Annotated in this window: 17 protein-coding genes; 16 read left to right on the top strand and 1 reads right to left on the bottom strand. The window is 39.2% G+C overall.

Translation table 11 applies throughout. From position 1 onward, the window contains the following. Positions 1 to 12 precede the first annotated feature (12 nt). From ACESOD_RS01520 to sdbB, 8 genes are all read left to right on the top strand, one after another. Complete coding sequence (locus ACESOD_RS01520) at positions 13 to 357, top strand: ribosomal-processing cysteine protease Prp (RefSeq protein ID WP_373093595.1); 345 nt, start codon at positions 13 to 15, stop codon at positions 355 to 357. 16 nt (positions 358 to 373) lie between these two features. Then, complete coding sequence (gene rpmA, locus ACESOD_RS01515; protein ID WP_000916509.1) at positions 374 to 667, top strand: 50S ribosomal protein L27; 294 nt, start codon at positions 374 to 376, stop codon at positions 665 to 667. Positions 668 to 1,087: 420 nt separating this feature from the next. Next, the gene (locus ACESOD_RS01510; RefSeq protein ID WP_045763439.1) at positions 1,088 to 2,347 is read left to right on the top strand and encodes a UDP-N-acetylglucosamine 1-carboxyvinyltransferase; all 1,260 of its coding nucleotides are present in this window, start codon (positions 1,088 to 1,090) and stop codon (positions 2,345 to 2,347) included. 16 nt (positions 2,348 to 2,363) lie between these two features. Further along, positions 2,364 to 2,915, top strand: a complete 552-nt coding sequence (locus ACESOD_RS01505; RefSeq protein ID WP_049525843.1) for a GNAT family N-acetyltransferase — start codon at positions 2,364 to 2,366, stop codon at positions 2,913 to 2,915. Then, positions 2,908 to 4,185: a CBS-HotDog domain-containing transcription factor SpxR gene (gene spxR / locus ACESOD_RS01500; protein WP_000033785.1), complete on the top strand. Its 1,278-nt coding sequence runs from the start codon at positions 2,908 to 2,910 to the stop codon at positions 4,183 to 4,185. Before ACESOD_RS01505 ends, spxR begins: the two co-directional genes overlap by 8 nt. Positions 4,186 to 4,199: 14 nt before the next feature. Then, on the top strand, positions 4,200 to 5,060 hold the full coding sequence (locus ACESOD_RS01495; protein WP_045763436.1) for a methionyl aminopeptidase: 861 nt from the start codon (positions 4,200 to 4,202) through the stop codon (positions 5,058 to 5,060). A 126-nt stretch (positions 5,061 to 5,186) separates the two neighbouring features. Beyond that, positions 5,187 to 5,894: a thiol-disulfide oxidoreductase-associated membrane protein CcdA2 gene (gene ccdA2 / locus ACESOD_RS01490; RefSeq protein ID WP_373093592.1), complete on the top strand. Its 708-nt coding sequence runs from the start codon at positions 5,187 to 5,189 to the stop codon at positions 5,892 to 5,894. A gap of 12 nt (positions 5,895 to 5,906) precedes the next feature. Beyond that, positions 5,907 to 6,470 (top strand): thiol-disulfide oxidoreductase-associated lipoprotein SdbB, encoded by a 564-nt coding sequence (gene sdbB, locus ACESOD_RS01485; RefSeq protein ID WP_373093590.1) that lies wholly within the window; start codon positions 5,907 to 5,909, stop codon positions 6,468 to 6,470. Positions 6,471 to 6,527: 57 nt separating this feature from the next. On the opposite strand, the gene ACESOD_RS01480 is transcribed toward sdbB, so the two are convergent. Beyond that, the gene (locus ACESOD_RS01480) at positions 6,528 to 7,514 is read right to left on the bottom strand and encodes an L-lactate dehydrogenase (protein ID WP_000176425.1); all 987 of its coding nucleotides are present in this window, start codon (positions 7,512 to 7,514) and stop codon (positions 6,528 to 6,530) included. A gap of 193 nt (positions 7,515 to 7,707) precedes the next feature. Between ACESOD_RS01480 and gyrA the strand changes: the two genes are divergently transcribed. The 8 genes from gyrA (at position 7,708) to ACESOD_RS01440 (ending at position 17,643) form a co-directional block, all read left to right on the top strand. Further along, the gene (gyrA, locus tag ACESOD_RS01475; protein WP_373093588.1) at positions 7,708 to 10,176 is read left to right on the top strand and encodes a DNA gyrase subunit A; all 2,469 of its coding nucleotides are present in this window, start codon (positions 7,708 to 7,710) and stop codon (positions 10,174 to 10,176) included. Beyond that, positions 10,176 to 10,925, top strand: coding sequence for a class A sortase (locus tag ACESOD_RS01470; RefSeq protein ID WP_373093586.1), 750 nt, complete (start codon positions 10,176 to 10,178; stop codon positions 10,923 to 10,925). The genes gyrA and ACESOD_RS01470 overlap by 1 nt, the downstream gene beginning before the upstream one ends. Positions 10,926 to 11,212: 287 nt before the next feature. Next, positions 11,213 to 12,289 carry an aspartate-semialdehyde dehydrogenase gene (locus tag ACESOD_RS01465; protein WP_373093584.1) on the top strand — a complete coding sequence of 359 codons (1,077 nt, stop codon included), beginning with the start codon at positions 11,213 to 11,215 and terminating at the stop codon, positions 12,287 to 12,289. A gap of 50 nt (positions 12,290 to 12,339) precedes the next feature. Beyond that, positions 12,340 to 13,275, top strand: coding sequence for a 4-hydroxy-tetrahydrodipicolinate synthase (gene dapA, locus ACESOD_RS01460; RefSeq protein ID WP_060955817.1), 936 nt, complete (start codon positions 12,340 to 12,342; stop codon positions 13,273 to 13,275). Positions 13,276 to 13,386: 111 nt separating this feature from the next. Beyond that, complete coding sequence (dprA, locus tag ACESOD_RS01455) at positions 13,387 to 14,244, top strand: DNA-processing protein DprA (RefSeq protein WP_083279658.1); 858 nt, start codon at positions 13,387 to 13,389, stop codon at positions 14,242 to 14,244. A 118-nt stretch (positions 14,245 to 14,362) separates the two neighbouring features. Beyond that, positions 14,363 to 16,450, top strand: a complete 2,088-nt coding sequence (gene topA / locus ACESOD_RS01450) for a type I DNA topoisomerase (protein WP_373093582.1) — start codon at positions 14,363 to 14,365, stop codon at positions 16,448 to 16,450. A 107-nt stretch (positions 16,451 to 16,557) separates the two neighbouring features. Further along, complete coding sequence (locus tag ACESOD_RS01445; RefSeq protein ID WP_373093580.1) at positions 16,558 to 16,917, top strand: YbaN family protein; 360 nt, start codon at positions 16,558 to 16,560, stop codon at positions 16,915 to 16,917. A 93-nt stretch (positions 16,918 to 17,010) separates the two neighbouring features. Next, positions 17,011 to 17,643: a copper homeostasis protein CutC gene (locus ACESOD_RS01440; protein WP_373093578.1), complete on the top strand. Its 633-nt coding sequence runs from the start codon at positions 17,011 to 17,013 to the stop codon at positions 17,641 to 17,643. Positions 17,644 to 17,648: the final 5 nt, after the last annotated feature.

Here is a 17,648-nt window from a genome sequence, read left to right as displayed (position 1 = left end):
TAAGGAGAACACATGATACAAGCAGTCTTTGAGAGAGCCGAAGATGGCGAGCTGAGGAGTGCGGAAATTACTGGACACGCCGAGAGTGGCGAATACGGCTTTGATGTCGTGTGTGCATCGGTTTCTACGCTTGCCATTAACTTTATCAATTCCATTGAGAAATTTGCAGGCTATGAACCAATCTTAGAATTAAACGAAGATGAAGGTGGCTATCTGATGGTTGAAATTCCTAGAGACCTTCCTTCACACCAGAGAGAAATGACGCAGTTATTTTTTGAATCATTTTTCTTGGGTATGGCAACCTTATCGGAGAACTCTTCTGAGTTCGTCCAAACCAGAGTTATCACAGAAAACTAACACGGAGGAAAACATTATGTTAAAAATGACTCTTAACAACTTGCAACTTTTCGCCCACAAAAAAGGTGGAGGTTCTACATCAAACGGACGCGATTCACAAGCTAAACGTCTTGGAGCTAAAGCAGCTGACGGACAAACTGTAACTGGTGGATCAATCCTTTACCGTCAACGTGGTACACACATCTATCCAGGTGTAAACGTTGGACGTGGTGGAGACGATACTTTGTTCGCTAAAGTTGAAGGCGTAGTACGCTTTGAACGTAAAGGTCGCGATAAAAAACAAGTTTCTGTTTACCCAATCGCTAAATAATCGCTCTAAGTAGCATTAAATAAGGCTTTCCGAGTTTTCGGAGAGCCTATTTTTTTGTTTTGATACCCATTTTGGTACCCAAAATGATTTTTATGTAAAATTTTTGTACAATATCATCGGTTTTATTTCTTATTTTTAAAAGTTGAATACTATTGAATATACTTAATAAGCCTGTCTTTCTTTACCCAATCGCAAACAAAAAATGTACAGTAAAAATTTTGTTGCAAGCCTTAAAATTACAGGCTAGGAAGATTTTTACTAGCTTTGATAAGTATGATAATTCTAACTGATATAACCACAGTTCTCGTCTTTAATATCAAGATAGTTCTGGGCCTAATTTTTTTATAGGATTGGCTATTAGTAAGAAATATGGTATAATATAGGGTGAGACCTTCTTAATAAATAGTGAAAGAGTATAAAATGAAAAAAATTGTCATTAACGGTGGGAGACCATTGAAAGGTGAAATTACGATTAGTGGCGCTAAAAATAGTGTCGTTGCCTTGATTCCTGCCATTATTTTATCAGATGATGTTGTGATTTTGGATTGTGTTCCGGACATCTCTGATGTAGCTAGTCTTATTGAGATTATGGAAATCATGGGAGCTAGTGTCAAGCGTTATGACGATGTTCTTGAGATTGATCCTCGTGGTGTTCAAAATAAACCAATGCCTTATGGTAAAATTAATAGCTTGCGTGCGTCTTATTATTTCTATGGTAGTCTTTTAGGACGTTTTGGTGAAGCAACTGTAGGTTTGCCTGGAGGGTGTGATCTAGGACCACGTCCAATTGATTTGCACTTAAAAGCATTTGAAGCTATGGGAGCTAAGACAACCTACGAGGGAGATAATATGAATCTCTCAACCCAAGGATCAAGTCTACATGGTGCGCATATCTATATGGATACTGTTAGTGTTGGTGCAACAATCAATACGATGCTAGCAGCAGTAAAGGCTAAAGGTCGAACAGTTATTGAAAATGCTGCTCGCGAACCTGAAATCATTGATGTGGCTACATTATTAAACAATATGGGAGCTCACATTCGTGGAGCAGGTACAGATATGATTACAATTGATGGTGTGGATAGCTTGCACGGAACACGCCACCAAGTCATCCCTGACCGTATTGAAGCAGGTACTTATATTTCAATGGCAGCTGCAGTAGGTCATGGGATTCGAATTAATAATGTACTTTATGAGCATTTAGAAGGATTTATTGCTAAACTTGAAGAAATGGGTGTTCACATGACTGTTTCTGAAGACAGTATTTTCGTCGAAGAGCAAACAAATCTAAAGGCTGTTAATATCAAGACAGCTCCTTATCCAGGTTTCGCAACAGATCTTCAACAGCCTATTACTCCCTTGCTATTAAAAGCAGAAGGTCGTGGCACATTGATTGATACAATCTATGAAAAACGTGTCAACCATGTTTTTGAATTAGCCAAAATGAATGCAGATATTTCAACAACAAACGACCACATCCTTTATAAGGGTGGAAATCCTTTGCAGGGTGCAAAAGTTAAGGCAACAGATCTACGTGCTGGAGCTGCCTTAGTTATTGCTGGCTTGATGGCTGAAGGAAAAACAGAGATTACCAATGTTGAATTCATCCTTCGAGGCTACTCGAATATTATCGAAAAATTGCGTAATCTTGGAGCAGATATTGAGCTAATCGAAGATTAGCAATTTGAGGATTGCAATGAATATCTGGACTAAATTAGCAAAATTTTCTTTCTATGAGACGGAACGTTTATATTTCCGTCCCTTCTTTTTTACAGATGTAGATGATTTTCATCAACTTGCATCAGATCCTGAAAATCTTCAATTTATCTTTCCTGCACAAGCAAGTATTGAAGAAAGTCAGTATGCTCTTGCCAATTATTTTATGAAATCACCTTTGGGAATTTGGGCTATTTGTGATAAAAAAGAGCAAAGAATGATTGGAGCTATCAAGTTTGAAAAACTTGATGAAATTAAGAAAGAAGCAGAAATTGGCTATTTTTTAAAGAAAGACTATTGGTCTCAGGGTTATATGACTGAAGCAGTTACTAAATTACGAGATTTATCCATGAACGAGTTTGCATTGAAGCAACTTTCGATTGTGACACATCTAGAAAATGTTGCTAGTCAGAAAGTAGCAGAAAAATCAGATTTTGTTCTTTATCGTCGTTTTAAAGGTAGCGATCGTTATACCCGAAAGATGCGGGATTATCTAGAATTCCGTTATACAAAAGGAAATCTAAATGAGTAAACACCAAGAAATATTAGCCTACTTGGAAGAATTGCCAGTCGGGAAGCGTGTCAGTGTTCGTAGTATTTCAAATCGACTGGGAGTAAGTGATGGTACGGCATATCGGGCTATCAAAGAAGCTGAAAATAGGGGACTTGTTGAAACACGTCCTCGAAGTGGAACAGTACGTGTAAAGTCAAAAAAAGTAGCTATTGAGAAATTAACGTTCGCAGAAATTGCAGAGGTTACAGGCTCGGAAGTTTTAGCTGGTCAAGCTGGATTGGATAGAGAATTTAGTAAATTCTCCATTGGAGCGATGACTGAAAAGAATATTCTTTCTTATCTTCATGATGGCGGCTTACTTATCGTAGGAGATCGAACACGTATTCAGTTATTGGCACTTGAAAATGAAAATGCTGTCTTGGTAACAGGTGGATTTGAAGTTCATGAAGATGTTTTGAACCATGCTAATAAAAAAAATATTCCAGTATTGCGCAGTAAGCATGATACATTTACAATTGCGACTATGATCAACAGAGCTTTGTCTAACGTTCAGATCAAGACAGATATTTTGACGGTTGAAAAAATCTATCGTACTAGTCATGAATATGGATTTCTACAGGAAACGGATACTGTCAAAGATTATCTAGACTTGGTTCGTAAGAATAGAACGAGCCGTTTCCCTGTCATCAATCAGCATCAGGTCGTTGTTGGTGTAGTTACTATGCGTGATGCTGGAGATAAATCACCTGGTACAACGATAGATAAGGTCATGACAAGGACAGTCTACATGACTGGTTTAGCGACGAATATCGCTAATGTTAGCCAGAGAATGATTGCTGAAGACTTTGAAATGGTGCCTGTTGTGAGAAGTAATCAAACTTTACTTGGTGTTATTACTAGACGGGATGTCATGGAAAAGATGAGTCGCTCTCAAGTTTCAGCATTGCCAACGTTTTCAGAACAGGTTGGTCAGAAGTTATCTTACCACCATGATGAAGTTGTCATTACGGTTGAACCATTTATGTTGGAAAAAAATGGAGTCCTTGCAAATGGAGTTCTTTCAGAAATTTTGACCCATATGACGCAGGATCTGGTCGTGAATAGCGGACGTAATCTCATCATCGAACAGATGTTGATTTACTTTTTACAGGCTGTTCAGATTGATGATATCTTGCGAATTCAGGCTAGAATTATTCATCATACGAGAAGGTCAGCCATTATCGACTATGATATTTATATCAATCATCAAATCGTATCAAAAGCAAATGTTACTGTAAAAATTAATTAAAACTAGGAGAAAACATGATTACATTAAAATCAGCTAGAGAAATCGAAGCAATGGATAAGGCTGGCGATTTTCTTGCCAGTATTCACATCGGTTTGCGTGACATCATCAAACCAGGTGTAGATATGTGGGAAGTAGAAGAATATGTGCGTCGTCGTTGTAAAGAAGAAAATTTCCTCCCCCTTCAAATTGGTGTTGATGGGGCAATGATGGATTATCCATACGCAACTTGTTGTTCGCTTAATGACGAAGTAGCCCATGCTTTTCCACGCCACTATATTTTGAAGGAAGGCGATTTACTGAAGGTAGATATGGTTCTTGGTGGGCCAATCGCGAAGTCTGACCTCAATGTTTCTAAACTCAATTTTAACAACGTTGAGCAGATGAAAAAATATACTCAAAACTTTACGGGTGGCTTGGCAGATTCTTGTTGGGCTTACGCTGTTGGAAAACCGTCAGAAGAAGTTAAAAACTTGATGGATGTTACCAAAGAAGCTATGTATAAGGGAATTGAGCAGGCTGTTGTAGGAAATCGTATTGGAGATATTGGAGCTGCTATTCAGGAATATGCTGAAAGTCGTGGTTACGGAGTTGTTCGTGATCTTGTAGGACACGGTGTTGGTCCAACTATGCATGAAGAACCAATGGTGCCTAACTATGGTATCGCAGGTCGTGGTCTCCGCCTTCGTGAAGGTATGGTTTTGACAATCGAACCTATGATCAATACTGGTGATTGGGAAATCGATACAGATATGAAAACAGGCTGGGCACATAAAACAATCGATGGTGGACTATCATGCCAGTACGAGCATCAGTTTGTTATTACAAAAGATGGGCCTGTAATCTTGACAAGTCAAGGTGAAGAGGGAACTTATTAATCAAAAAAGGAGCTGAGCTCCTTTTTTGATTCTTTCAAGTTGAAAATAAATTTGCGTAGCGGATTTCTTACAAACGTTTTCTTTTATAGTAAAATAAAAGATAACTATATGAAAGAAGGTTCTTAATTGGAAAGTATTTTATTTTTTATTTCTGTCTTTATAGCTGGGGTTTTGTCATTCTTTTCTCCCTGTATCTTTCCCTTGTTACCAGTCTACGCAGGTGTTCTGCTAGATGATCAAGAGGAGTCAAGGACATTTCGTTTTTTGGGTAAAGATGTTGCCTGGTCAGGATTGATTCGAACACTCTGTTTCATTGCGGGGATCTCTCTCATCTTCTTTATTCTTGGATTTGGAGCAGGATTCCTTGGGAATTTACTTTATGCTGATTGGTTTCGTTATGTCATGGGAATCATGATTATTATACTGGGTTTGCATCAGATGGAAATTCTTCACTTAAAAAAATTAGAGGTACAAAAAACAGTAACATTTAATCAAAAACAGCCTAGCAAATATTTGTCGGCCTTTTTACTGGGTATCAGCTTCAGCTTTGGCTGGACTCCATGTATAGGCCCAGTTTTAAGTTCTGTTTTAGCACTGGCTGCCTCAGGAGGAAATGGAGCTCTTCAGGGGGCCTTATTAACCCTCATTTACACTCTTGGAATGGCGCTTCCATTTTTAATTCTGGCCTTGGCATCAGGTCTTATCATGCCTTATTTTAGTAGAATCAAATCCCACATACTTTTATTGAAGAAAATTGGTGGTTTATTGATCATTCTCATGGGAATTTTATTAATGTTGGGACAGTTAAATGTCTTATCTGGAATATTAGGATAAAAGGAGTTATCTATGAAAAAAATTATCTATTTTGGGCTTAGTTTCTTGTCTCTCTTTCTTCTGATTGCTTGTGGCAAGGAAGAGAAAAAATCGAGTCAAGAAAACAAAACGACTCAGACACAGCAGCAAGCAACTGTGAAGCAAGTAGCTATTGGAGTCGAAGCACCAGATTTTACCCTCCAATCGATGGATGGAAAAGAAGTCAAATTATCTGATTTTAAAGGAAAAAAAGTTTATCTTAAATTTTGGGCATCTTGGTGTGGACCATGTAAGAAGAGTATGCCAGAATTGATGGAGCTTGCTGCTAAGGAAGATCGTGATTTCGAAATTTTATCTGTCATTGCGCCAGGGCTTCAAGGTGAAAAAACGATAGACCAATTTCCAAAGTGGTTTGAAGAACAAGGTTATAAAGACATCCCAGTTTTGTATGATACAAAAGGAGCTGTTTTTCAAGATTATCAAATTCGAAGCATCCCTACAGAGTATCTAATTGATTCACAGGGTAAAATTGCTAAGATTCAATTAGGTGCGATTAGTAACGCAGATGCAGAAGCAGCTTTTGCTCAAATGAAATAAAGTAATGAAATATAAAAATGTCTAGACAAACCGTCTAGACATTTTTTCTAACTTAAATTAGTTTTTAGAAGCTGCTTGGAATTCAGGGTTTTTCCAAGCTTCATCAATAATAGCTTGCAATTCTTTTGCTGAAGCTTGCATTTTTTGAGTTTCAGCATCGTTCAATGGGATGTTAACTGGACGAACGATACCGTGTGCACCAACGATAGCTGGTTGACCGATAAAGACGTTTTCAACTCCGTATTGACCTTCTTGGAATACTGAAAGTGGAAGAACAGCATTTTCATCATCAAGGATAGCTTTTGTGATACGAGCAAGGGCTACTGCGATACCATAGTATGTTGCACCTTTTTTGTTGATGATTGAGTAAGCAGCATCACGAACTGAGATGAAGAGTTCTACAAGGTCCGCTTCATCCAAGTCACGGTTAGCTTGCAACCATTGTTCCAATTTTACACCGGCAACGTTTGCGTGTGACCAAACGGCAAACTCAGAGTCACCGTGTTCACCCATGATGTAGGCGTGAACTGAACGAGCATCAACGCCGATTTTTTCAGCAAGTGCTTGACGGAAACGAGCTGAGTCAAGTGAAGTACCTGAACCGATAACACGTTCTTTAGGGAAACCTGAGAATTTCCAAGTTGAGTAAGTCAAAACGTCAACTGGGTTAGCTGCAACAAGGAAGATACCGTCGAAACCAGAAGCAACAACTTGTTCAACGATTGATTTGTTGATAGCAAGGTTTTTACCAACAAGGTCAAGACGAGTTTCACCTGGTTTTTGTGGAGCACCAGCAGTGATAACTACAAGGTCAGCGTCCGCACAGTCTTCATACTTAGCTGCATAAATTTTCTTAGGTGAAGTAAAAGCAAGCGCGTGGCTAAGATCTTCAGCATCACCAACAGCTTTTTCAAACAATTGAGGAATTTCAATGATACCAAGTTCTTGGGCAATTCCTTGGTTAACAAGAGCAAAAGCGTATGATGATCCTACGGCACCGTCACCGACAAGGATAACTTTTTTGTGTTGTTTAGTTAATGTCATTTGTCTAAACATCTCCTTCATTTTTTAAGGGCTTCCCCTGTTTAGTTTCATTTTATCACTTTTAAATAGCTTTGTCACGGATATAACATCCACTTGGTCATGTAAACGTTTTAGTCATACTGTAACACTGAAATAAGAGACAAACTATGGTATAATATATCTAGTTACTAATAGTGAAATGAGGCATTTGTTAATGCAAGATAAAAATTTAGTGAATGTCAATCTGACAAAGGAGATGAAGACCAGCTTTATCGACTACGCCATGAGTGTTATCGTATCGCGGGCCCTTCCTGATGTTCGAGATGGGTTGAAACCAGTTCATCGTCGTATTCTATACGGTATGAACGAATTGGGTGTGACACCAGATAAACCTCATAAGAAATCTGCCCGTATTACAGGGGACGTAATGGGTAAATACCACCCACACGGTGACTCATCTATCTACGAAGCTATGGTTCGTATGGCGCAATGGTGGAGTTACCGATACATGCTTGTAGATGGGCATGGGAACTTTGGTTCCATGGATGGTGATGGTGCCGCAGCTCAGCGTTATACTGAAGCACGTATGAGCAAGATTGCTCTTGAGATGCTTCGTGACATCAATAAAAATACCGTTGATTTTGTTGATAACTATGATGCCAATGAACGTGAACCCGTGGTTCTCCCAGCTCGTTTCCCAAACCTTTTGGTCAATGGTGCTACAGGTATCGCTGTTGGTATGGCGACCAATATTCCGCCACATAACTTGGGTGAAACCATAGATGCTGTTAAGTTAGTGATGGATAATCCAGAAGTCACAACTAAGGAATTAATGGAAGTTCTTCCTGGTCCAGATTTCCCAACTGGTGCCCTTGTTATGGGGAAATCAGGGATTCATAAGGCCTATGAAACTGGTAAAGGATCGATTGTGCTTCGTTCTCGTACTGAAATCGAAGAAACTAAGACTGGTCGCGAACGTATCGTTGTAACAGAATTTCCATACATGGTTAATAAAACCAAAGTCCATGAACATATTGTGCGTTTGGTTCAGGAAAAACGTATCGAAGGTATTACAGCTGTTCGTGACGAATCAAACCGTGAGGGAGTTCGCTTTGTTATCGAAGTGAAACGTGATGCGTCAGCTAATGTTATTTTGAACAACTTGTTCAAGATGACTCAAATGCAAACTAGCTTTGGATTTAACATGCTGGCTATCCAGAATGGTGTACCAAAGATTCTTTCTCTTCGTCAAATCTTGAATGCCTATATTGAGCACCAAAAAGAAGTGGTGACTCGTCGTACTCAATTTGACAAAGAGAAAGCTGAAGCGCGTGCACACATCTTGGAAGGTTTGTTGATTGCTCTGGATCACATCGATGAAGTTATTCGTATCATCCGTGCCAGTGAAACGGATGCAGAAGCCCAAGCTGAATTGATGAGCAAGTTCAAGTTATCTGAACGTCAAAGTCAAGCAATTCTCGATATGCGTCTTCGTCGTTTGACAGGTTTGGAACGTGACAAGATTCAGTCAGAATATGATGAGCTTATTGCTTTGATTGCTGACTTGGCAGACATTCTTGCAAAACCAGAACGTGTAGCGCAAATCATCAAGGAAGAATTGGATGAGGTCAAACGTAAGTTTGGCGATCCACGTCGTACTGAGTTGATGGTTGGTGAAGTCTTGACGCTTGAAGATGAAGACTTGATTGAAGAGTCTGATGTCCTCATCACTCTATCAAATAAAGGTTATATCAAACGTTTAGACCAAGACGAATTTACAGCTCAAAAACGTGGTGGACGTGGCGTTCAAGGAACTGGAGTTAAGGACGATGACTTTGTGCGTGAATTGGTTTCAACCAGCACTCACGATCATTTGCTATTCTTCACCAATAAAGGGCGTGTGTATCGTCTTAAGGGGTATGAAATTCCAGAATATGGTCGTACAGCCAAAGGTTTGCCAGTTGTCAATCTTTTGAAACTGGATGAAGGTGAAAGCATTCAAACCATTATCAATGTTGAATCAGAACGTAGTGATGATGCCTATCTCTTCTTTACAACTCGCGCAGGTATTGTCAAAAGAACCAGTGTCAAAGAATTTGCCAACATTCGTCAAAATGGTCTCAAAGCCTTAAATCTGAAAGATGAGGATGAGTTGATTAATGTCTTACTAACTGAAAAAGACACAGATATCATCATCGGAACCAAATTAGGTTATGCAGTTCGTTTCAATCAGTCTTCAGTTCGTAGTATGAGTCGTATCGCCACTGGTGTTAAAGGGGTAAACCTTCGTGAAGGTGATGCAGTAGTAGGAGCGAGAGTGATCACTGACCAAGATGAAGTCCTCATTATCACCGAAAAAGGATACGGTAAGCGTACAGTTGCCACTGAATATCCAACTAAAGGTCGTGCTGGTAAAGGAATGAAAACAGCCAATGTTACTGAAAAAAATGGTCCTCTTGCTGGTCTCTTAACAGTAAACGGTGACGAAGACTTGATGATTATCACTGACACAGGTGTCATGATTCGAACAAATGTAGCCAATATTTCACAAACGGGGCGTTCAACTATGGGAGTAAAAGTGATGCGTCTAGATCAAGATGCTAAGATTGTGACTTTTACAAGTGTTGCAGCAGCAGAAAAAGAAGAAGTTGGGGCAGAACAGGAAACAGAAAGTGAAGCATAATGTCTCAAAAAAAGAATAAAAGTAAAAAAAATAAACGTAAGAATCTACTGATTAACATACTGGCAGGATTCCTGATCTTGTTATCTATCGCTTTAATCTTCAATGCCAATATTCGTGATATGTTCATGATTTGGAACACTAATAAGTATCAGGTCAGTCAAGTAACTAAGGAAGAGATTGAGGAGAATAAAGAAACAGAAGGAAATTTCGATTTTGATTCTGTAAAATCACTTTCCTCGGAGGCAGTCCTATCAGCTCAGTGGAATTCTCAGCAACTTCCGGTTATTGGAGGTATTGCCATTCCAGAGCTTGAAATGAATCTGCCAATATTTAAGGGGCTCGATAATGTTAACCTCTTTTATGGTGCTGGGACAATGAAAGCCAATCAGGTAATGGGGGAAGGAAATTATTCTCTAGCAAGTCACCGTATCTTTGCAGGTGAAAATGCAGATAAGAAATTATTCTCTCCTCTTGCTCGCGCTGAGAAAGGGATGAAAATTTATCTCACTGATAAAGAGAAAGTCTATACATACGAGATTGAAGAAGTTAAAATTGTAACTCCTGATCGCGTAGATGTAATTGACGAACGTGATGGGGTTAAAGAGATTACCTTGGTAACCTGTGAAGATGCTAATGCAGTTGAGAGAATTATCGTTAAAGGGAATTTGACAGAGATAAAATCTTATGCAGAAACTCCATCAGATATCTTAGAAGCCTTTAATAAACCCTATAAACAATTTTATGAATAGTAGAAGAGGTTGGGACAAAAGAGCCCGACCTCATTTTTTATTAGCAATCAAACTTTGACGCGGTAGCTGATTGAACTTTTTGTTCGTCTTTTAGACTCCAAAAAGCTCCTAATCATCCTCGCGGGGCTGGGACTACGAAATCGAGACTTTGTCTATCGATTTCTGTCCCACCGCCTTTTCTTGTCAATTTCAGAAAATAGATAGGAAAAAGACTTTTCAATTTTGGTAAAAAGTAGTATAATGTTTCTATTATAGAAATTTTTAGAAAATTCCGAAAGAGGTTTGTTATGGGATACACAGTTGCTGTTGTCGGCGCTACAGGTGCCGTTGGTGCACAAATGATCAAAATGTTGGAAGAATCAACTCTTCCGATCGATAAGATTCGTTACCTTGCGTCTGCACGTTCTGCAGGAAAGGTCTTACAATTCAAAGGTCAAGATGTGACCATCGAAGAAACAACAGAAGATGCTTTTGAAGGGGTTGATATAGCTCTCTTCTCAGCTGGTGGATCAACTTCTGCAAAATACGCACCCTATGCTGTAAAAGCAGGAGCAGTCGTCGTAGATAACACTTCTTACTTCCGTCAAAATCCAGATGTACCATTGGTTGTTCCTGAAGTGAATGCTCACGCCCTTGATGCTCACAACGGAATCATCTCTTGTCCTAACTGTTCAACTATTCAAATGATGGTAGCTCTTGAACCAGTTCGTCAGAAATGGGGCTTGGACCGTATTATCGTATCAACTTATCAAGCAGTTTCAGGTGCTGGTATGGGAGCAATTCTTGAAACCCAACGTGAGCTTCGTGAAGTCTTGAATGACGGTGTTAATCCACGTGATGTACATGCGGAAATCTTGCCTTCAGGTGGCGATAAGAAACACTATCCAATTGCCTTCAATGCTCTTCCACAAATTGATGTTTTCACTGATAATGACTACACTTACGAAGAAATGAAGATGACCAATGAAACCAAGAAAATCATGGAAGACGATAGCATTGCCGTATCAGCAACATGTGTACGTATTCCAGTTTTGTCAGCTCACTCTGAGTCAGTCTATATTGAAACAAAAGAAGTAGCACCAATCGAAGAAGTGAAAGTAGCTATTGCTGCCTTCCCAGGTGCAGTTCTTGAAGATGATGTTGCTCACCAAATCTATCCTCAAGCAGTAAATGCTGTTGGTTCACGTGATACATTCGTTGGACGTATCCGTAAAGACTTGGATGCAGAAAAAGGTATTCATATGTGGGTAGTATCTGATAATCTTCTTAAAGGTGCAGCTTGGAACTCAGTTCAAATCGCAGAAACACTTCACGAACGTGGTCTAGTACGCCCAACAGCTGAATTAAAATTTGAATTGAAATAATGTGTAGGAGTTCATTTGAACTCCTTCTTTAAAATAGAGAGGTGTTTTGTATGTCTTATCAAGATTTAAAAGATTGTAAAATTATCACGGCCTTTATTACTCCTTTTCATGAAGATGGGTCAATCAATTTCGATGCCATTCCAAAGTTGATTGAACATTTATTAGCACATCATACAGACGGAATTCTCCTAGCAGGAACAACTGCTGAGAGTCCGACTCTGACTCACGATGAGGAGTTGCAGTTGTTTGCGGCTGTTCAAAAGGTTGTCAATGGCCGTGTTCCTTTAATCGCTGGTGTTGGTACCAATGATACACGAGATTCTATTGAATTCGTCAAAGAGGTAGCAGAGTTTGGCGGTTTTGCGGCTGGTCTTGCGATTGTTCCTTACTACAATAAACCATCTCAAGAAGGTATGTATCAACACTTTAAAGCTATTGCAGATGCATCTGATTTGCCTATTATAATCTATAACATTCCAGGTCGTGTAGTTGTAGAAATGACTCCAGATACTTTACTTCGTTTGGCGGAACATCCAAATATCGTTGGTGTTAAGGAATGTACCAGCCTTGCTAATATGGCTTACTTGATTGAGCATAAGCCAGAAGAATTCTTGGTATACACTGGTGAGGATGGAGATGCCTTCCATGCTATGAACCTTGGTGCAGACGGAGTTATATCTGTTGCATCCCATACAAATGGGGATGAGATGCATGAAATGTTCACTGCAATCGAAGAAAGTGATATGAAGAAAGCGGCAGCTATTCAACGTAAATTTATTCCTAAAGTTAATGCTCTATTCTCTTACCCGAGTCCGGCACCTGTTAAGGCAGTACTCAACTATATGGGATTCGAAGCTGGGCCTACTCGTCTACCTTTGGTTCCTGCGCCTGAAGAGGATGCTAAACGCATTATCAAGGTTGTTATTGATGGGGATTACGAAGCAACTAAGGCAACTGTCACTGGAGTTCTTCGTCCTGATTACTAAAATTTTCATTATTAATGATAGAAACTTCCTAAACAAGTCAATTTGTTGGGAAGTTTTTTTCTTTTTTACGAATAAATAGATAGAGAGAAAAATAAGGAGGCTATCATGAAAATTAAGATTGATAATTTTGAGATTTATAAGTTGAAACAAGCAGGTCTAAGTAATCAACAAGTGCTAAAGGTTCTTCAATATGGAGAAATTTATGATCAGGAATTAAGCTTAGAAACGATAGCAGAAGCATCTGAGTGTAGAAATCCAGTGGTTTTTATGGAACGTTACCATAAACTCACCTTTGAAAGTATGGAGAGATTAAGAAGTGACTTTGAAAAATTTCCCTCATTTTCCATCCTAGACGATGTCTATCCCTTTGCTCTCAGTGAAATCTATGATGCTCCAGTATTATTATTTTATAAGGGCGATTTAAATCTCTTAAAGTTGCCTAAGATTGCAGTTGTAGGCAGTCGCTCTTGTAGTCAAACAGGGACAAAATCAGTCCGTAAGGTTATTGAAGAACTGGAGAATGAGCTGGTGATTGTGAGTGGGCTTGCTAGAGGGATTGATACTGCAGCCCATATGTCTATTCTTCAAGGTGGTGGAAAAACTATTGCAGTTATAGGGACTGGCTTGGATGTCTATTATCCTCGATCTAATAAACGACTGCAGGACTACATCGGTGAATATCATTTGCTACTGAGTGAATATGGACCTGGTGAAGAACCCTTGAAATATCACTTTCCAGCACGAAATCGGATTATTGCTGGTCTATGTATGGGTGTTATCGTTGCTGAGGCAAAGATGAGATCTGGTAGTTTGATTACCTGTGAGCGAGCTATGGAAGAAGGAAGAGATGTTTTTGCTATTCCAGGTAGCATTTTAGATGGTCGTTCAGATGGTTGTCATCACTTGGTTCAAGAAGGTGCAAAACTTGTTTCGAGTGGTCAGGATGTGCTAGCAGAATTTGAGTTTTAAGAACTAGTAAGGTTTTATCGGTTAAACTTTTCTTCTATATATAAGAGTTAAGTCTTGACAGGTTTTTAAAAATGGTTTACACTTTATAAAGTTTATTACTTTGAAAAGGTGTGATACTGTGGCTACGGCAACAAAGAAAAAAAAATCAACAGTTAAAAAAAATCTAGTAATCGTGGAGTCGCCTGCAAAGGCTAAAACGATTGAGAAATACCTGGGTAGAAATTATAAGGTTTTAGCCAGTGTTGGTCATATTCGTGATTTGAAAAAATCCAGTATGTCAGTCGATGTAGAAAATAATTATGAACCCCAATATATCAATATTCGTGGGAAAGGTCCTCTGATCAATGACTTGAAAAAAGAAGCTAAAAAAGCCAGTAAAGTCTTTCTCGCAAGTGACCCGGACCGCGAAGGAGAAGCAATTTCTTGGCATTTAGCTCATATTCTGAATCTAGATAAAAATGATGCTAATCGTGTTGTTTTCAACGAGATTACCAAGGATGCGGTAAAAAATGCCTTTAAAGAACCTCGTAAGATTGATATGGATTTGGTGGACGCCCAACAAGCACGTCGTGTCTTGGACCGCTTGGTAGGTTATTCTATTTCACCAATTTTATGGAAAAAGGTCAAGAAGGGCTTATCAGCTGGCCGTGTTCAGTCTGTCGCGCTCAAGTTAATCATTGACCGTGAAAATGAGATCAATGCTTTTCAACCAGAAGAATATTGGACTATTGATGGAGTCTTCAAAAAGGGGACTAAGCAATTCCAAGCATCTTTCTATGGAATGAATGGCAAGAAGATGAAATTGGCTACCAATGAAGAGGTCAAAGAAGTCTTGTCTCACCTATCCAGCAAAGACTTTACAGTGGATCAGGTAGATAAAAAAGAGCGCAAGCGTAACGCTCCACTACCTTATACTACCTCAACTATGCAGATGGATGCAGCTAATAAAATCAATTTCCGTACTCGAAAGACCATGATGGTTGCCCAGCAACTCTATGAAGGGATTAATATTGGTACGGGCGTCCAAGGTTTGATCACCTATATGCGTACAGACTCGACTCGTATCAGTCCAGTTGCACAAAATGAAGCTGCAAGCTACATCAATGAACGTTTTGGTAGTAAGTATTCTAAGCATGGTAGCAAGGTCAAAAATGCTACTGGTGCTCAAGATGCCCATGAGGCTATTCGCCCATCAAGTGTCTTTAACACGCCAGAAAAAATTGCTAAATACTTAGACAAAGACCAACTAAAACTCTATACCCTTATCTGGAACCGTTTTGTAGCGAGTCAGATGACTGGTGCCATCTTTGATACCATGGCTGTTAAGCTCTCTCAAAATGGAGTTCAATTTGCAGCAAATGGCAGTCAGGTTAAATTTGATGGTTACTTGGCCATTTACAATGACTCAGATAAGAATAAGATGTTGCCGGACATGGCAGTTGGTGATGTTGTCAAACAGGTCAATAGTAAACCTGAGCAACACTTTACTCAACCACCAGCCCGATATTCGGAAGCAACACTGATTAAGACCTTGGAGGAAAATGGGGTTGGACGTCCATCGACTTATGCACCTACCATTGAAACTATTCAAAAACGCTATTATGTGCGTTTGGCAGCCAAGCGTTTTGAACCGACAGAGTTGGGAGAAATTGTCAATAAACTGATTGTTGAGTACTTCCCTGATATTGTCAATGTGACCTTTACAGCTGAAATGGAAAGAAAACTTGATGATGTCGAAGTCGGTAAAGAACAATGGCAACGAGTGATTGATGAATTTTACAGACCCTTCTCTAAAGAGGTTGCCAAAGCCGAAGAGGAGATGGAAAAAATCCAAATCAAGGATGAGCCAGCAGGATTTGATTGTGAAGAGTGTGGTAGTCCGATGGTTATTAAACTTGGTCGTTTTGGTAAGTTCTACGCTTGTAGCAATTTCCCAGATTGCCGTCATACACAGGCTATCGTGAAAGAGATTGGTGTTGAGTGTCCAAGCTGTCATCAAGGACAAATCATTGAAAGAAAAACCAAGCGTAATCGTATCTTTTATGGTTGCAATCGCTATCCAGAGTGTGAATTCACTTCTTGGGACAAGCCTGTAGGGCGAGATTGTCCAAAATGTGGTAACTTCCTCATGGAGAAAAAAGTCCGTGGTGGCGGTAAGCAAATAGTTTGTAGCAATGGCGACTATGAAGAAGAAAAAATCAAATAAAAAAATGAGTCCTGAAAATAAATTTCAGGCTCTTTTTAGTAAAGGCTTGACAAAATTCATTAAAATGTGGGAAACTAGTAAATGATTATTCTAAACTAGGAGAAGATATGCGTTTCATTTATCTCAGTATTGGTTTTATCTCGTTAGCTCTAGCTCTCGTAGGTATAGTTTTACCACTTTTGCCAACAACACCCTTTCTCTTGTTGTCAATAGCTTGTTTTTCAAAATCTTCTAAACGTTTTGAAGATTGGCTCTATCATACCAAGCTCTACCAAACTTATGTTGCGGACTTTCGTGAGACCAAGTCTATTGCGCGTGAACGTAAGAAAAAAATTATTGTATCGATTTATATCTTGATGGGAATTTCCATTTATTTTGCGCCTCTTTTACCAGTTAAAATCGGTTTGGGATGTTTAACCATCTTTATTACCTACTATCTTTTTAAGGTGATTCCTGATAAAGAATAGCTTTAATAAGTAAAGATTTCCCTTGATAAAAATAAAAACATATTCAAAATAATATGATATAATAAATTCAAACTAATCTTCAAGGAGTATCAAATGATTTACGAATTTTGTGCTGAAAATGTAACCTTGCTTGAAAAAGCTATGCAGGCAGGAGCTCGTCGCATCGAGCTTTGTGACAATCTAGCAGTTGGTGGAACAACTCCAAGTTACGGAGTTACCAAGGCGGCTGTGGAACTGGCTGCCGACTACGATACGACCATTATGACTATGATTCGCCCACGTGGTGGTGATTTTGTCTACAATGATTTAGAAGTTGCCATCATGCTTGAGGATATTGCTCTAACTTCTCAGGCAGGTAGTCAAGGAGTTGTCTTTGGTGCATTGACATCAGATAAGAAGTTGGACAAAGCCAACCTTGAAAAATTGATTGATGCATCTAAAGGCATGGAAATTGTCTTTCACATGGCCTTTGATGAATTGAGCGACCAAGATCAGTTAGAAGCTATTGATTGGCTCAGTCAAGCTGGAGTAAGACGTATCTTAACTCGTGCTGGTGTATCTGGCGACTCTTTAGAGAAACGCTTTGCTCACTATCATAGAATTCTAGAACACGCAGCTGGTAAAATTGAAATCTTACCGGGCGGAGGGATTGATATGGACAACCGTCAAACCTTTATCGACCAACTGGGTGTGACACAATTACATGGAACTAAGGTTGTCTTTTAAAAAAT

Source organism: Streptococcus oralis (genome assembly GCF_964238205.1).
In the GTDB taxonomy this organism is placed as follows: domain Bacteria; phylum Bacillota; class Bacilli; order Lactobacillales; family Streptococcaceae; genus Streptococcus; species Streptococcus oralis_CZ.
This window is presented reverse-complemented; position numbering and strand designations above follow the sequence as displayed.

Excerpts from the sequence above, each read along its gene's own strand:
- ACESOD_RS01520 (WP_373093595.1), top strand. The coding sequence starts at position 13 with ATGATACAAGCAGTCTTTGAGAGAGCCGAAGATGGCGAGCTGAGGAGT.
- rpmA (WP_000916509.1), top strand. The coding sequence starts at position 374 with ATGTTAAAAATGACTCTTAACAACTTGCAACTTTTCGCCCACAAAAAA.
- ACESOD_RS01510 (WP_045763439.1), top strand. The coding sequence starts at position 1,088 with ATGAAAAAAATTGTCATTAACGGTGGGAGACCATTGAAAGGTGAAATT.
- ACESOD_RS01505 (WP_049525843.1), top strand. The coding sequence starts at position 2,364 with ATGAATATCTGGACTAAATTAGCAAAATTTTCTTTCTATGAGACGGAA.
- spxR (WP_000033785.1), top strand. The coding sequence starts at position 2,908 with ATGAGTAAACACCAAGAAATATTAGCCTACTTGGAAGAATTGCCAGTC.
- ACESOD_RS01495 (WP_045763436.1), top strand. The coding sequence starts at position 4,200 with ATGATTACATTAAAATCAGCTAGAGAAATCGAAGCAATGGATAAGGCT.
- sdbB (WP_373093590.1), top strand. The coding sequence starts at position 5,907 with ATGAAAAAAATTATCTATTTTGGGCTTAGTTTCTTGTCTCTCTTTCTT.
- ACESOD_RS01480 (WP_000176425.1), bottom strand. The coding sequence starts at position 7,514 with ATGACATTAACTAAACAACACAAAAAAGTTATCCTTGTCGGTGACGGT.
- gyrA (WP_373093588.1), top strand. The coding sequence starts at position 7,708 with ATGCAAGATAAAAATTTAGTGAATGTCAATCTGACAAAGGAGATGAAG.
- ACESOD_RS01470 (WP_373093586.1), top strand. The coding sequence starts at position 10,176 with ATGTCTCAAAAAAAGAATAAAAGTAAAAAAAATAAACGTAAGAATCTA.
- ACESOD_RS01465 (WP_373093584.1), top strand. The coding sequence starts at position 11,213 with ATGGGATACACAGTTGCTGTTGTCGGCGCTACAGGTGCCGTTGGTGCA.
- dapA (WP_060955817.1), top strand. The coding sequence starts at position 12,340 with ATGTCTTATCAAGATTTAAAAGATTGTAAAATTATCACGGCCTTTATT.
- ACESOD_RS01445 (WP_373093580.1), top strand. The coding sequence starts at position 16,558 with ATGCGTTTCATTTATCTCAGTATTGGTTTTATCTCGTTAGCTCTAGCT.
- ACESOD_RS01440 (WP_373093578.1), top strand. The coding sequence starts at position 17,011 with ATGATTTACGAATTTTGTGCTGAAAATGTAACCTTGCTTGAAAAAGCT.